Genomic DNA, 14,832 nt, shown 5'->3' on the forward strand with positions numbered 1-14,832 from the left:
GGGTCGGGTTCAGGACAGGTCGGCGAGGGCGTCCTGGGCGAGTTTGACCCGCTTCTCCGCCGACGCGATGGCCTTCTGCGCGGCGGCGACGGCGCGCTCCGCCTCGGCCTTCGCGGTCTCGGCGTCGCTGAGCTGCTGCAGCGCCGTCATCAGCTCGCGCCGGGCCTGCCGGACCGCCCTGGACCGCTCCTCCTCCTCGCGGCGGCGCTCCTCCTCGCGGCGGCGGGCCTCGGCACGCTCCTGGCGGTCGTCCTGCGTCGGCGCGGACCGTTTCGCGGTCACGGTGCTCAGCCGGGGCGCGTCCTCGCCGCCCTGCACGAGCCGCAGCTGCGGCCGCGGGGGCTCCCCGAAGCCGGTGTACTCCAGCGACTTCGTCAACGCCCCCTGCTGTACCGCGGCGGCGACCGCCTCGTCGGCGAGCGCTGCCGCGAGCGTGCCCTCGACCTCCGGCAGCGGCAGGTTGCCCCGGTCGGGGCCGGCGAGCCGGGCGGCCTCCTTGGCGAGGGCGGCGACGATCGAGCGCCGGCGGGTGGACAGCTCGCGCAGCTCACCGCCGCGCAGCTCGCGCTGGGCGTCGCGCAGTTGCGCGCCCAGCTGCAGCAGCTCCCCCACCAGGTCGGGCCGCTCGTGGGCGAGCAGGTTGACCAGCCACGCCGCGACGGTCGGCTTGCGCAGCTTGCCGATCGCGGCGGCGAGCCGGGTGTCGCGCGCCTGGCGGGCCCTGGCGACCTCCTCGGCGCGCACCGCCACGAACTCCTCCGGCGGCACCGCGTAGAGCCTGGCCACCACGGCGGCGAGCGCATCGTCCACCCCCCGATCGTAGGATCAGCGGATGCGCGCGGACGTCTATTTCTCCCTCGATGTCGAGGCCGACGGCCCGATCCCGGGGCCCTACTCGATGGTGAGCGTCGGGCTGGCGGTCGCGGGAAGGTTTGCCGGAACGTCCGACGGGGTGTTCGCCGCGGCCGACCCGACCGCCGACACGTTCTACCGGGAGCTGCGCCCGATCAGCGACGACTTCGTCCCGGCGGCGCTCGCGGTGTCCGGGCTGGACCGGGCGGCGCTGCTGCGCGACGGCGCCGACCCGGCCACCGCCATGGGCGAGCTCAGCGACTGGGTGACCCGCACGGCCGGCGCCGGGCGGCCGGTCATCGTCGCCTACCCGGCCGTGTTCGACTGGATGTTCCTGTACTGGTACCTGCTGCGCTTCACCGGCGCCAGCGTCTTCGGCCACTCCGGCTGCCTGGACATCAAGACCCTCTACGCGGTGCGGGCCGGCGTGCCGATCGGCGCGGCGGTGAAGGGGCGCATGCCGGCGCACCTGCTCTCCAAGCGCCGGCACACGCACCACGCCCTCGACGACGCCGTCGAGCAGGCGGAGCTCTTCGCCAACCTGATGGCCTGGCCGGGCCCTCAGTAGGGCCCTCAGATCGACTCGCCGGGCTCCAGGCGGGCGTAGCGGGTGCCGGACAGCCGGGTCATGTGCCCGGTGACCATCTGCTGACCGGCCTCCACCAGCAGGCTGTCGTGCAGCGCGAACGCGCGCTCCGGCGCGACCTCGCGGGTGAAGTCGATCGCCTCGGCGAGCTTCAGCCACGGCGCGGACACCGGCACGAACAGGGTGGCGATCGGCTCGTCCGGCACATGGAACGCGTCGCCGGGGTGGTACAGCGCGCCGCCGGGCGTGTCGATCACGAAGCCGACGTTGACGATCCGCGGGATGTCGGGGTGGATGATCGCGTGCCGGCCGCCGTGGGCGCGCACCGTCATGCCGGCCGCGACGAACGTGTCGCCGGGCGCGACGGCGTACACGTCGGCGTCCAGATCGGCCAGCTGCGCCTCCACGTCGGCGTGGGTGTGCACGGTGAGCTCGGGCTGCTTCAGCGCCCGCAGCGCCTCGATGTCGACGTGGTCCATGTGCTCGTGCGTGATGAGCACCGCGTCGGCGCCGTCGAGCGCCTCCGGCTCGCTGAACACCCCCGGGTCGATCACCAGCACCCCGCCGTCGTGCTCGATGCGCAGACAGGCGTGCGTGAACTTGGTGACGCGCATGCTTTCCGGTCCCCTCTCGAGTGCTGCTGCCGCTGATGCCGTGCTCTGGCCGTGGCCCTGCCGTGTCGCAACCGTGACGCTGGGGCGGGAACCGGGGCGGCGCCCGGGTGCGTCCCAGGGTGCAGTTCGATCGCTCGGATCGACCCTACCCAGGAGGCGTCATGTCAGTCAGGCGCACCAGACTGTTCCTCACGGCGGTGGGTGCCGCGCTGCTCGTCGCGGTGAGCGGCTGCGGCGCCGACAGCAGCGACTCCGCCGTCCCCAGCTCGGCCGACCGCGGTGCGGTGGCGCCCGGCGCGGTACCGGCCGAGGGTGGCGCAGGTCCCGCCAAGGAGGAGCAGCCGGCCCAGAACCCCGGCCAGAACCCCGGCCAGGACACCGGTCAGAAGGCCCCCGGCAACCTCGACGTCGAGAACCGCTCGATCATCTACGCCGGCACGATGACGGTCCGCGTGGACGACGTCAACGCCGCGGCCGCCAAGGCGATCTCGTTCGCCACCGCCGCGGGCGGCTTCGTCGGCGGCGACAACCGCCGCAGCGACGACCGCCGCTCCACCGGCACCCTGGTGCTGCGGATCCCGGCGGCGAAGTTCACCCCGACGCTGGAGCAGCTCAAGGAGCTCGGCGACGAGGAGGACCGCACCGTCACCGCGCAGGACGTGACCGACCAGGTCGTGGACGTGCAGGCGCGGCTGGACAACGCCGAGGCGAGCGTCGACCGTATCCGGGCGCTGCTGGCGAGGGCGACCACGATCGGCGAGATCACCTCGCTGGAGTCGGAGCTGTCGCGCCGCCTGTCCGACCTCGAGTCGCTGCAGGCGCGCAAGCGCAAGCTCGACGGCCTGACCGCGCTGTCGACCATCACGCTGCGGCTGCTCGGCCCGGAGGCCGCGGTCACCCGCGACAAGGACGAGATCGGCATCGTGGCCGGCTTCAAGGAGGGCATGCAGGCGTTCCTGGCCTCGCTGCAGGTGGCGCTGACGGTGCTGGGCTGGCTCGCCCCGTGGGTCCTGCTGCTGGGTGTGCCGGTGTACCTGCTGGTCCGGCTGTACCGCCGCTTCGGCCCGAAGCGCCCGGCGCTGGTCGCCGCGGGTGCGCAGCCGGCGGGTCCGCTGCCGGGCTGGAGCCCGCCGGCGTTCCCGGCCGCGCCGCGGCCCGGCACCGTGCCGCCCGCCCGCGGTCCGGTCTCGGCGCCGCCCGCCACCCGCCCGGTCCCCACCGGCGGCCCTACTGGTGGTCCTGTTGGTGGTCCCGCCGGTGGTCCCGGTCCCGTCGGTGGTCCTGGTTCCGCCGGGGGTCCCGGCTCCGCACCGACTGCCCACGGTGCGGTCTCCGCGCCGCCCGCCGCCGATGCGGCGCCGGCGGGCGCGGCCGGCCCCGTCTCCGCGCCGCCTGCCGGCGGTCCGGCTGACGGCGGCGGTGCCGGTCCGGTCCCCGAGCCGCCTGCCGGCGACCGGGGGCCGGACCGCACACCGCCCGCGGCGCGGCGCGGCGAGGACGACCCCAAGGACCGGTGACCGGCCGGTCAGGTGGCGGGGTCCGCCGGCGGGTTCGACGCCGTCGGCGGCTCCGCCGAGGTGCCCGACAGGATCTGCACGAGTCCGGCCACGGCCGCGCCGAACGCGGGCCGCAGCTGGTAGCCGGAGTGACCGTCAACCTTGGGGAACACCGTGTCACCCGGGGCGATGTCGAAGCCCGGCGGGTCCACCAGCCGCACATCCCGTGCGGTGGGCGACTGCACCGGGCCGCCGATCGGATCGGTGTCCCGCCAGAGGTTGACCCAACGGGGGCCGTGCTGACCCGCGTCGAGGACGCCATCCTCGGGGCGGGCCAGCACCGCGCCGACGCGCTGCAGGACCGCGTCGTTGACGTAGGCCGGGAAGAACCGCGCGTACAGGCGGCGCAGGGGCGAGCCGTAGGTCAGCAGCGTGGTGCGGGCCTGCGCCTCGGGGGGCAGCTGCAGGACGGTCGCGGCGGCCAGGACGGTGCCCTGGCTGTGCCCGGACAGGATCACCCCGCCCTGCTCGGCGGCGAGCCACCCGGCACGGCGGGCGAGCTCCGGGACGACCCGTTCGGCGTAGCAGGGCGGCGCCAGCGGATGGGCGGCCCGCGGCCAGAACGTACCGAGGTCCCACAGTACGCCGACGATCCGGCGGAAGCGCTGGTAGCGGTACGCGAGGATGCCGATGAACACGAGCGCGAACGCTGACAGGCCGATGAGATAGGTGCCCAGGGTGACGACGGCCGACATCACCTCGGCCGCGGCCGAGCCCGACGCCGCCAGCCGGATCGGCCGCCGCCCCAGCAGGGCGAACCCGGTCGCGACGACGGCCGCCGCGGCGGCCGGCACGAACACCCACACGAGCAGCCGGCCAATGTGGTCGGTGACCAGGGAGTCGGCGACGGCGGTGTCGATCTGCCGGGCCCGGCGCCCGTCGCGCTGCCGCCCGCCGCGGAAGTCGGCGTCGGTGACGACCCGGGCGTAGCGGCGCAGGCGGCGCACCAGCGGCAGCCCCATGCTCAGCCCGACCAGCACCGCGAGCACCAGCAGCAGGACGAAGCCGGCCGCGGCCCACTCGTACGCGGGCGGCGGCTCGATGAGCTGGCGGGCCTCGCCGTAGTCGGCGGTGGACGGCTCGGCCCGCCGGTCGAGGAAGTCGGCCACCCGGTACGCCATCCCGGCGGCGAACGCGACCGCGACGCCGAGGCCGGTGCTGGCGATCAGCGGCCCCGCGAGGCCCTGCAGGAACGTGCCCCTCGGCCGGGTGGCCAGGACCACCGCGCCGAGCCCGAGCATCAGCACGACCTGCACCGCGAACAGCACGGTGATGGTGCCGCCGAAGACCGGCATCCGGCCGGTGGCGGTCCACTCGTCGCGCTTGAGGCAGGCGTACGCGAGCACCAGGCCGGTCAGCCCGACGGCGGCGTGGCTGAGCAGCCGGGTGAACGGCTTCGCCCAGCCGGCCGGCACGTCGCGGTCCACGACGGCGCGCACGGTCACCGCCGCGAACCCGAGCAGCAGGATCAGCGCGGTGACCGCGGCGAGGGCGTAGCCGGCCGGGTGGCGGTCGTGCGGGACGAGCACCCCGAGCAGCACCGCGTCGAGGGTGCCGAACGCGACCGCGATGTGCAGCGAGCGGAGCCGGCCGACGAGCGGGCGGCCGTTCCAGAAGCACGGGTGGGCCAGGCCGTCGCCGTCGCCGTCGGTGGTGACCGGGTAGCCCTCGTACCGGGCCCAGGTGCGCCGGCCCAGGAACCACAGGAACGCGATCGCGAGGACCGGCACCAGGGCGGTCACGGCGAGCCGCCGGCTGGTGGTGGCGAACGTGCCGTCGGCGAGCACCGACAGGTACCCGCGGTCCTGCAGGCAGCGGGGCAGCGCCGCGCACTGCCAGCCGACGAGGTCCATCGAGATCTCGACGAACGACAGCACGAACGACGCGGTCAGGGTCAGCGCGAACACCCTGGTCAGCGCGCGGATCACGGCCCTGGCCCGGGTGCCGACGTCGGGGCGCAGCCAGATCGCGACGTTGGCGAACATGAACGGCAGCAGGAGCAGCCACAGCGCCCGGGCGGCGGCTCCGGCGGTGAGGTTGCCCCAGCGGTAGGCCTCCAGGGCCACTCCGCCGGGGCCGGTGACCGCGCCGTACTCCGCGCGGGGGCGGAAGAACCCGGCGTCGGTGTCGCCCGCGACCCGCCGCAGCAGCGGCCGGTCGAGGACGTCCTCCGCCGGGGTGCCCGTGACGCCGTGCACACGCAACTCAGTGACCACGGCCCATGGCTATCAGACCGGTGACGCTTTTCGATAGAGGTGTCGTCCCCGCAGGTGGTGCGGTGCTCGCGGGGCCCGGGTCAGAACGCGCCGGCGCTCAGGGCGGCGAGCGCCGTGTGCACCATCACCCGGACGCCGTGGCCGATCGCACGCTCGTCGACGTCGAACGCCGACTGGTGGATGTCCACCTTGTGGTCGGAGCCGGGCACGCCGACGCCGAGGCGGATCATCGAGCCGGGCACGCCTTCGAGGTAGAACGCGAAGTCCTCGCCGCCCATGCTGATCTCGGCCTCGACGACGCGGTCCGGGCCCAGTGCGGCACCGGCCGCGCCGGCGATGATGGCGGTGGCGAGCCGGTCGTTGACGACGGGCGGGACGCCGCGGGTGTACTTGACCTCGACGTCGGCGCCGGTCGGCGCGATCACGTCGTGGACCAGCTTGGTGACCAGCTCGGGCAGGTCGCGCCAGGCATCGCGGCTCAGCACGCGGATCGTGCCGCGGGCCATGCCCTCGATCGGGATCGCGTTGGCCGCCTCGCCGGCCCGCACGGCACCCCACACCATGGAGACCCCGGCGCGGGCGTCGAGCTTGCGGTCCAGCAGCGACGGCACGTCCACCAGGATCCGGCCGAGCGCGTGGACGAGGTCGGCGGTCAGGTGCGGCCGGGCGGTGTGCCCGCCGCGCCCGGTGAGCCGGACCTCGATCTTGTCGGCGGCGGCGGTGAACGGCCCGGAGCGGACCCCGACCAGCCCGACCGGCAGCTGCGGCGCGCAGTGCAGCGCGTAGATCGCGGCGACGTCCTTCAGGCCGCCGGCCGCGATGACCTCGGGCGCGCCGGACGGCATCGTCTCCTCGGCGGGCTGGAACAGCAGCCGCACCCGGCCGGGCAGCTCGTCGCGCTCGGCCAGCTGGGCCAGGGCGAGACCGACGCCGAGCAGGATCGTGGTGTGCACGTCGTGGCCGCACGCGTGGCAGACGTTGTCGACGGTGGAGCGGTAGGGCACGTCCTTGGTGTCGGGCAGCGGCAGCGCGTCCAGGTCGGCGCGTAGCGCGATGACCCGGTCGCCGTAGCCGATGTCGCACATGACGCCGTTGCCCTTGGGCAGCATGCGGGGCGACAGACCGGCGCGGGTCAGCTCGCGGGCGACCAGGGCCGCCGTCTCGAACTCCTGGCCGGAGAGCTCCGGATGCGCGTGAATGTGACGTCGGACGGCTACGAGCTCGGCACCCCGGGAGGTGAGCCAGCGGTCGAGCTGACCGGGCAGCGGATCGGCCCCGGGTGGAGTCTCGGGCCAGGACGACGTCAACTTGCTGACCCGTGCCGCCGCGGCGGCAGGATCGGGCAGCGTCAGCGCTCTCGTCACGGTGAGTTCTCTATTTCGGTCTAAAGGAGCGGCCCGCCCCATGCGTGCCACGGACAGACTAACTGGGTCAAGGTGACGGAGCGCAACATCATTCTCGTGATGCTGGGATAGCTGAGCGTCACTTGATTGGTACTGGAGGCGTAAAGTTGCTGGCCCCGTCGGAAGTGCACGGTCCGCTTCAGACAAGAACCCCTCACCTCCTACAACGGGTGACAGGCGCCACGGTCACGTGGTGTCGCGAGTAACTTTTCGCCTTGGTGCCGCCGTCATCGTCGCCCCAGATCGACGCACAGTGACGGAAGACGTCGCAGCGTGGCATGCACCCGGGGGTCGGCGCGCCGCACCGTGCGTCCGTCCAGCCCCCCGATCGGCAGGTGCACCAGGAAATCCAGGGAAAGTAGACCCCCGATGTTCCGGGCGCGTTTCGGTACCCCTGCGGTAGACGCTGCACCGCACCGTTCCGGTTCCCAGAAAGCGGGGATTCAATCCTGCCGTTTCAGGAGCGCGACACGATCAGTACGCAGGGTTGCCCACGGGTCACGGTACGGTGAAGGACCGGACCCCACCTTTCTTAACCGGCGAGCAGCAAGCAAGATAGTGGGGACCGCGGTCGTACAGCGAGAAAGTCATCTCCCCTTCATGACGACGGTTTACTGCCTGTGACTCAGCTCCCGACGTGGCACGGCGAGCCCCTGCCACCCACCGGCGCTCTGGCCTCCGCCGGAGCCGGGCGCGATCCTGCGCGCGGCCCTGAGCAGCGGGAGCCCCGCGAGCCTGGCTCCACGAGCATGCCCGTGCCCGGCCAGCGTGCCGCGCCGGGCGTGGTGATCGGCGGGCGCTATGCGCTGCGCACCGCCATCGGCCATGGCGGCATGGGCACCGTCTGGCGCGCCAGCGACACGGTGCTGCGCCGCGACGTGGCCGTCAAAGAGGTCATCCTGCCGCCGAACATGGCGCCCAGCGACCGCGACTCGATGTATCAGCGGACGCTGCGCGAGGCCCGCGCCGCCGCCGCGCTGTCGCACCCGGCCGTCGTCCAGGTCTACGACGTGGTCACCGAGGCCGGTCGCCCCTGGATCGTCATGGAGCTGCTCCAGGCCCGCAGCCTCGCCGAGATGATCGTGGAGGACGGCCCCCTGGCGGCCCGCGCGGTCGCGAAGATCGGCATCGCGCTGCTCGGCGCGCTCGAGGTCGCCCACGCCGCCGGCGTGCTGCACCGCGACGTCAAGCCGGCCAACGTCCTCATCGCCGGCGACGGCCGCTGCGTGCTCACCGACTTCGGCGTGGCCCGCATGCCCACCGACAGCGAGCTGACCACGCCCGGGATGGTGCTCGGCTCGCCGCACTTCATCTCCCCCGAGCGGGCCATCGGCGCCAAGTTCGGCCCGCCCAGCGACCTGTTCTCCCTCGGCGTCACCCTGTACACGGCGGTCGAGGGTCGCCCGCCGTTCGACCGGCGCGACCCGTTCGAGACGATGCGCGCCGTCGTCGAGGAGCCCCCGGCCCAGGCGGTCCGCGCCGGCCCGCTCGCCGGCGTGCTCTACGGCCTGCTGGAGAAGGACCCGGCCCGCCGGTGGAACGTGGAGACCGCCCGCGCGGTCCTGCGCGACCTGCTCGCCGGCCCCCTGGCCAGCAACGCTCCCGCGCACATGACGGACCCGTATGCGGTGGTCCGCCCGACCCACCAGCCGACGGTCGTGACCCCGCAGCACGCCCCGACCGGCCAGATCGGCGGCCGGGCGATGATGGCCCCCGGCGAGACGGTCAGCGGCGCCCTGCGGCGCATGCACTCCGGTGCCCCGGCCAGCCCCGCGCCCGACGTGGAGCTGGAGCGCACCGACGCCAGCCGGTATGCGGCGTACCAGGACGGCCCGCTCGGCACGACCGACTGGACGCAGGCCCCGGCCGCGCCCCCGAAGCAGCCCGGCACCGACTTCAAGCGCCTCGTCACCCAGGCCCCGACCTGGATGAAGGCGGCCGTCGCCGGGGGCGTTGTGGTCGTGCTGGTCGTCGCGCTCGCCATGTCCGGCCTGTTCTCCGGCGACGGCGACGACTCCCCCGCCGGCAAGCCCCCGGTCGCCGCGTCGAGCCCCCCGGCCCGCCCGCTGCTGGACGTCGAGGCGTTCACCCACCCGGGCGGCATCACGGTCAACATCCCGAAGGGCTGGACGAAGAAGCAGCTGGGCAACGCGTCCGCGCCGTACTTCGACATCACCGACCCGGCCGACCCCAACCGGCGCATCCGCATCAACATCGAGAAGGCGTCGAACACGCCGCGCGCCTTCCTGGAGGGCGCGGAAAACCGGTTGAGGACGACCACGTCGAGCTGCGCGCAGCCCTACACCCACGTCGACATGACCGACAACAAGCTCGACGGCCACGACGCGGCGATCCTCGAATACACCTGCGGCGCCGGCGACCAGCAGCGCCACGCGCTGTGGAACGCGGTCGTCCAGGGCGGCAAGAGCTACCACTTCTTCGTGACCGTGCCCGAGGCCAACTTCACCGACAGCCGGATCATCTTCGACGAGATGGTCCGCTCCTTCAAACTCACCCCTCCGACCACGGGCGCCTCCACCGGCCAGTAGGTCGCTGCTCTCCCGACCCGGCGACGGACGCCGCTGCTGATTTCCGAGCGGCGTCCGGCCGGGTTTTCGCTGCCGGCGGGCGAGCTCCGGCCGGTTTCAGCGGCGGCAGACCTCACCCGGCGTTCAGCGGCGACGTCGACCGAGGCTCGGTTCGGGCCAGGCGGCGAGCGGGCTCGGTTCGGGCCAGGCGGCGAGCGGGCTCGGTTCGGGCCGGCGGCGACATCGGCCACGGCTCCCTTCGGCGCGCAGGCGGCAACACGCGCCGCCCAGCCCGAAGGTTCAGCGGCGTGCGGTGGGCGGGCTCGCTGGCGGTACCACGGCGCCGGTTCGTAGGCGGTGATCCACGGCCGGATCGGACCGGGGCGCGCTTGCCCGATGACCAGATCCGTCCCGCGGCCGAAGGGCGCAGGTCCGAGGGGGTTACCGGTGGAGCCGCGGTGGCGGGCGGGCCGACCGGGCGAGGGACGGTGGCGGCGCGTGCTAAGAACGACGGATGAGTGATCTGCGCGCCGAAGCGGAGGCCTGGCTGGCCGACGATCCCGATCCTGCCGATCGGGACGAGTTGCGGGCGGTGCTCGACGATCACCAGGAGCTGCGGGAGCGGTTCGCGGGGCCGTTGACGTTCGGGACCGCCGGGCTGCGGGGGCCGTTGCGGGCCGGGCCGAACGGCATGAACCTGGCCGTCGTGCGGGGCGCCGCGGCGGGGCTGGTCAGGTGGCTGGCGGAGGCGGGCGTCGAGGGGCCGCTCGTCGTCGGGTACGACGCCCGCCACGGCTCGAAGGCGTTCGCCGAGGAGACGGCGCGGGTGGCGCAGGGGGCGGGACGGCGGGCGCTGGTGCTGCCCGGGCCGCTGCCGACGCCGGTCCTCGCGTTCGCGGTGCGGCACCTGGGCGCGGCGGCCGGGGTCATGGTGACCGCGAGCCACAACCCTCCGCAGGACAACGGCTACAAGGTGTACCTGGGCGACGGCTCGCAGATCGTGCCGCCCGCGGACAAGGAGATCGAGCGGGCGATCCGGGCGGTCGGGCCACTGCGCGACGTGCCGCTGGGTGACGCCGGCGAGACGCTGGGCGAGGACATCGTCGACGCGTACGTGGCCGGGGCGCTGCGCACCGTCCAGCCGGACGGGCCGAGGGACCTGGTCGTGGCGTACACCCCGATGCACGGCGTGGGCAGGGACGTCTTCGCGGCGGCGGTCGTCGCGGCCGGGTTCCCGGCGCCCGCGGTCGTGGCGGAGCAGGCCGAGCCCGACCCGGACTTCCCGACGGTGGCGTTCCCCAACCCGGAGGAGCCCGGCGCGACGGACCTGCTGCTCGCCCTGGCCACGGCGCGGGGCGCGGACATCGCGATCGCCAACGACCCCGACGCGGACCGGTGCGCGGTGGCGTACCGGGGCGCCGACGGCTGGCGGCTGCTGCGGGGCGACGAGGTGGGCGTCCTGCTCGCCGACCACCTGATGCGCCGCGGGGTGAAGGGCCGCTACGCGACCACCATCGTGTCGTCGAGCCTGCTGTCGCGGATGTGCGAGGCGCACGGCGCGCTCTACGGCGAGACGCTCACCGGCTTCAAGTGGATCGTGCGGGCCGGCGACGACCTGGTGTACGGCTACGAGGAGGCGCTCGGGTACTGCGTCGCGCCCGGACACGTGCGGGACAAGGACGGGATCACCGCGGCGCTGCTGGTGTGCGAGCTGGCCGCGGGGCTGAAGACGCAGGGCCGGACCCTCGGCGACCGGCTCGACGAGCTCGCGCTGTGCTACGGGCTGCACGCGACGGACCAGCTCAGCGTCCGTGTCGACGACCTGGCCGACATCGCCGCGGCGATGGCCACGATCCGGCGGCGGCCGCCGGTGGACCTGCTCGACGAGCCGGTGCACGCGGTCGAGGACCTGCTGCCGGGCGCGGACGTGCTGATCGTGCGGGCCGGCACGACCCGGGTGGTGGTGCGACCGTCCGGGACCGAGCCGAAGCTCAAGGCGTACCTGGAGGTGGTCGAGCCGGTCGCGGACGGTGACGTGGCCGCCGCCCGGGAGCGGGCGCGGGCGTCCCTGGCCGCGCTGCGCACGCAGACCGCCGAGGCGCTGGGACTCCCGTAGGTGTAGACCGGGGTCGCGGTCAGCCCGACCCTCGCGCTGCGCACGCAGACCGCCGAGGCGCTGGGACTCTGACCACCGTCGCGCCGCGATTCGGCGCGCTACAGCACCGCCGAGAACACCGTCGACTCGGCCAGCTTCCGGAACTCGGCGAGCGCGGCCTGGGAGCTGTCCGGCCGCGTGTCGCCCTTCGGCGCGTTCGGCGAGTCGAAGTACACGAGGGCCTTGATCGCCGGGAACCGGCCGAGCTGCTGGCGCACCGTCGAGTAGATCCAGGCCTTCTGGGCGGGGTCGGCGGCGTGCTCGTACACGCCCCATTCGGCGACCATGAGGGGCTTGTTGCCGTGGGTGCGGGTGACCCAGGTGTAGAACCCGGGCCACTTCGCGGGGTCCGAGGTGCGGTCGACCAGGTAGGCGAAGTCGCCGTGGCCGTAGCCGCCGGGCCTGGCGTACAGGTACGGGTCCATGCCGATCCAGTCGACGACGTCGTCGCCCGGGTACAGGTCGCCGAACCACGGCTGCACGCACCACGGCTCGTACGCCATGTAGACCATGACGAAAACGACGTTGGTGACGCCGGCGGCGCGCAGGCGCAGGACCGTGTGCCGGTACATGGCGGCGTAGTCGCGGGCGGTCATGCCGCCGCCGGCCCGCACGTCGTTCTCCGGCTCGTGGTGCAGCGCGACGAACAGCTTGCCGGGAAACGCCCTGAGCCGGGCGGCGGCGCGGTCGATGCGGGCGTCCTGGCCGCCGGCGGCGACGTCGGCCCAGGTCGTGTTCCAGGCGACCTTCCAGTTCGCGAACAGGATCCGCTTGCGCGGCTGCTGCACGATGGCGATCTCGTCGGCGGTCGGCCAGATCTCGTCGCCGCGGTGGTAGGAGTGCAGGATGTCGGCGGGGCGGCCGGTGGTGCGCTCGAAGTTGCCGAGCGCCTGCGACGCCGGCAGGTCGGTGAACGCGCCCGGCGCGACCCCCCACAGCAGCCCGCAGCCCGGCACCAGCTTGGCGTTCAGCCCGCAGCGGGTGCGCTCGGCGGCCTTCGTGGTCGCGGGCGGCGTCCCCGGCGGCACGGCGGACGACGGGGCCGGCGAGGGGGTTGCGGCGCCGGTGCCGAGGCCGGCCGTGTCGTCGTGCTGCGTCGCCGGTACGGACGCCGCCCGCGGCTCGGGTCTGCCGACGGCCGTCGCCGCGAGGGCGCCCGAGCCGGCGAGGACCCCGACCGCGAGTGTCACGGCGAGGACTGGATGGGTGCGCAGGAAGGAGCGTCGGTGCTTCATCGCCGGTCACCGTAGGCCGCCGCCGCACTCACCAGGCAATGCCTGAGCAGCGGGAATCCCCCGATCCGGCGACGAGACTTAAGCCGCCGCTCAGAAACGGGGCATGCCGCCGAACTGCCGGTCGCCGGCGTCGCCGAGGCCCGGGACGATGTACATGCGCTCGTTGAGCTTCTCGTCGATCGCGGCCGTGACCAGCCGGATCGGCAGGCCCGAGTCGGCGAGGCGCTCGATACCGGCGGGGGCGGCAAGGACGCACAGCACGGTGATGTCGGTCGCGCCGCGGTCGACGAGCAGCCGCACGCAGTGCAGCAGCGAGCCGCCGGTGGCCAGCATCGGGTCGAGGACCAGCACCGGGATGCCGGTCAGCACGCCGGGCAGCGACTCCATGTAGGCGCGCGGCTCGTAGGTCTCCTCGTCGCGGGCCAGCCCGACGAAGCCCATCGAGGACTCCGGCAGCAGCGCCAGGGCCGAGTCGGCCATGCCGAGCCCGGCGCGCAGGACCGGCACCAGCAGCGGCGGGTTGGCCAGGCGGGTGCCCCGGGCGGTCGCGACCGGCGTCTGCACCGGGAACTCCTCGGTGGCGAAGGAGCGGGCGGCCTCGTACACCAGCATCGTGGTGAGCTCGTGCAGTGCGGCACGGAACTGGCCGTTGTCGGTCCGTTCGTCACGCATCGCGGTCAGCCGCGACTTGGCCAGGGGGTGATCCACCACGAGTACGTCCACGACGCGTAAGCCTAGACTCGGGGGCATGACCCTCACCGCCGAGGTCGCGCGCTCACAAGGCGCCCTGCGAACCTTTCTGCACGGTTTGCCCGGTGTCGACCAGGTCGGCGCGGAGCAGCGCGCCGCCATGCTGGGCACCCGGTCGATCAAGACGTCCGCGAAGGCGCAGGCCCTCGACCTGGCGATCCGTATGGTCGATCTGACCACCCTCGAAGGCTCCGACACCCCGGGCAAGGTCCGGGCGCTGTGCGCGAAGGCGATCCGGCCCGACCCCGCCGACCCGACCTGCCCGAGCGCCGCCGCCATCTGCGTCTACCCGGCGATGATCTCCGTGGCGGCCGAGGCGCTGCGCGGCAGCGGGGTCCACCTGGCCAGCGTCGCGACCGCGTTCCCGTCCGGTCAGGCGCCGCTGGAGGTGAAGCTCGCCGACACCCGTGCCGCGGTCGCCGACGGCGCCGACGAGATCGACATGGTGATCAAGCGGGGCGCGTTCCTGGCCGGGCGGTACGCGGAGGTCCACGACGAGATCGTGGCGGTCAAGGAGGCGTGCGGCGACGCGCACCTCAAGGTCATCCTGGAGACCGGCGAGCTGGCCACCCTCGACAACGTGCGCCGGGCCTCGTGGCTGGCGATGCTGGCCGGCGCCGACTTCATCAAGACGTCCACCGGCAAGGTCCAGCCGGCCGCGACGCTGCCGGTGACGCTGGTCATGCTGGAGGCGGTGCGCGACTTCCGGGCCGCGACCGGCCGGATCATCGGGGTGAAGCCCGCCGGCGGCATCCGCACCGCGAAGGACGCGATCAAGTACCTGGTCATGGTCAACGAGACGGCCGGCCCCGACTGGCTGGACCCGGACCGGTTCCGCTTCGGCGCCTCCACGCTGCTCAACGACCTGCTCATGCAGCGCACCAAGCTCGCCACCGGCCACTACGCGGGCCCCGACTACTTCACCTTGGACTAGGGC

Annotated in this window: 11 protein-coding genes; 5 read left to right on the forward strand and 6 right to left on the reverse strand. The window is 73.8% G+C overall.

All coding sequences use genetic code 11. The annotated features are described in order from the left end of the window. Positions 1 to 9: 9 nt before the first annotated feature. Positions 10 to 810 carry a TolC family protein gene (locus AB0H83_RS26535; protein ID WP_360098970.1) on the reverse strand — a complete coding sequence of 267 codons (801 nt, stop codon included), beginning with the start codon at positions 808 to 810 and terminating at the stop codon, positions 10 to 12. Between the two features lie 22 nt (positions 811 to 832). On the opposite strand from AB0H83_RS26535, the gene AB0H83_RS26540 reads away from it, so the two are divergent. Next, on the forward strand, positions 833 to 1,420 hold the full coding sequence (locus tag AB0H83_RS26540; RefSeq protein WP_360098972.1) for an exonuclease: 588 nt from the start codon (positions 833 to 835) through the stop codon (positions 1,418 to 1,420). A gap of 5 nt (positions 1,421 to 1,425) precedes the next feature. Here AB0H83_RS26540 and AB0H83_RS26545 read toward each other — a convergent pair whose 3' ends face one another. Continuing rightward, positions 1,426 to 2,052, reverse strand: coding sequence for an MBL fold metallo-hydrolase (locus AB0H83_RS26545; protein ID WP_360098974.1), 627 nt, complete (start codon positions 2,050 to 2,052; stop codon positions 1,426 to 1,428). 161 nt (positions 2,053 to 2,213) lie between these two features. Here AB0H83_RS26545 and AB0H83_RS26550 point away from each other — a divergent pair, with 161 nt between their 5' ends. Next, a complete protein-coding gene (locus AB0H83_RS26550) occupies positions 2,214 to 3,569 on the forward strand; it encodes a DUF4349 domain-containing protein (protein WP_360098976.1) in 1,356 nt (451 codons plus the stop codon). An 8-nt stretch (positions 3,570 to 3,577) separates the two neighbouring features. On the opposite strand, the gene AB0H83_RS26555 is transcribed toward AB0H83_RS26550, so the two are convergent. After that, complete coding sequence (locus AB0H83_RS26555) at positions 3,578 to 5,824, reverse strand: hypothetical protein (RefSeq protein ID WP_360098978.1); 2,247 nt, start codon at positions 5,822 to 5,824, stop codon at positions 3,578 to 3,580. A gap of 80 nt (positions 5,825 to 5,904) precedes the next feature. Further along, on the reverse strand, positions 5,905 to 7,230 hold the full coding sequence (locus AB0H83_RS26560) for an amidohydrolase (protein ID WP_360099081.1): 1,326 nt from the start codon (positions 7,228 to 7,230) through the stop codon (positions 5,905 to 5,907). A 746-nt stretch (positions 7,231 to 7,976) separates the two neighbouring features. On the opposite strand from AB0H83_RS26560, the gene AB0H83_RS26565 reads away from it, so the two are divergent. Next, positions 7,977 to 9,776, forward strand: a complete 1,800-nt coding sequence (locus tag AB0H83_RS26565; protein WP_360098980.1) for a serine/threonine-protein kinase — start codon at positions 7,977 to 7,979, stop codon at positions 9,774 to 9,776. Positions 9,777 to 10,269: 493 nt separating this feature from the next. Continuing rightward, positions 10,270 to 11,871: a phospho-sugar mutase gene (locus tag AB0H83_RS26570; protein ID WP_360098982.1), complete on the forward strand. Its 1,602-nt coding sequence runs from the start codon at positions 10,270 to 10,272 to the stop codon at positions 11,869 to 11,871. 98 nt (positions 11,872 to 11,969) lie between these two features. On the opposite strand, the gene AB0H83_RS26575 is transcribed toward AB0H83_RS26570, so the two are convergent. Together AB0H83_RS26575 and upp are read right to left on the reverse strand one after the other, a co-directional pair. Then, entirely contained in the window at positions 11,970 to 13,145 is a 1,176-nt protein-coding gene (locus AB0H83_RS26575) for an endoglucanase (RefSeq protein ID WP_360098984.1), read from the reverse strand. A 90-nt stretch (positions 13,146 to 13,235) separates the two neighbouring features. After that, a complete protein-coding gene (upp, locus tag AB0H83_RS26580; protein WP_360098986.1) occupies positions 13,236 to 13,868 on the reverse strand; it encodes a uracil phosphoribosyltransferase in 633 nt (210 codons plus the stop codon). Between the two features lie 25 nt (positions 13,869 to 13,893). Here upp and deoC point away from each other — a divergent pair, with 25 nt between their 5' ends. Further along, the gene (gene deoC, locus AB0H83_RS26585) at positions 13,894 to 14,829 is read left to right on the forward strand and encodes a deoxyribose-phosphate aldolase (RefSeq protein ID WP_360098988.1); all 936 of its coding nucleotides are present in this window, start codon (positions 13,894 to 13,896) and stop codon (positions 14,827 to 14,829) included. Positions 14,830 to 14,832 lie beyond the last annotated feature (3 nt).

The sequence above is a fragment of the Dactylosporangium sp. NPDC050688 genome, from assembly GCF_040654515.1.
Classification (GTDB): domain Bacteria; phylum Actinomycetota; class Actinomycetes; order Mycobacteriales; family Micromonosporaceae; genus Dactylosporangium.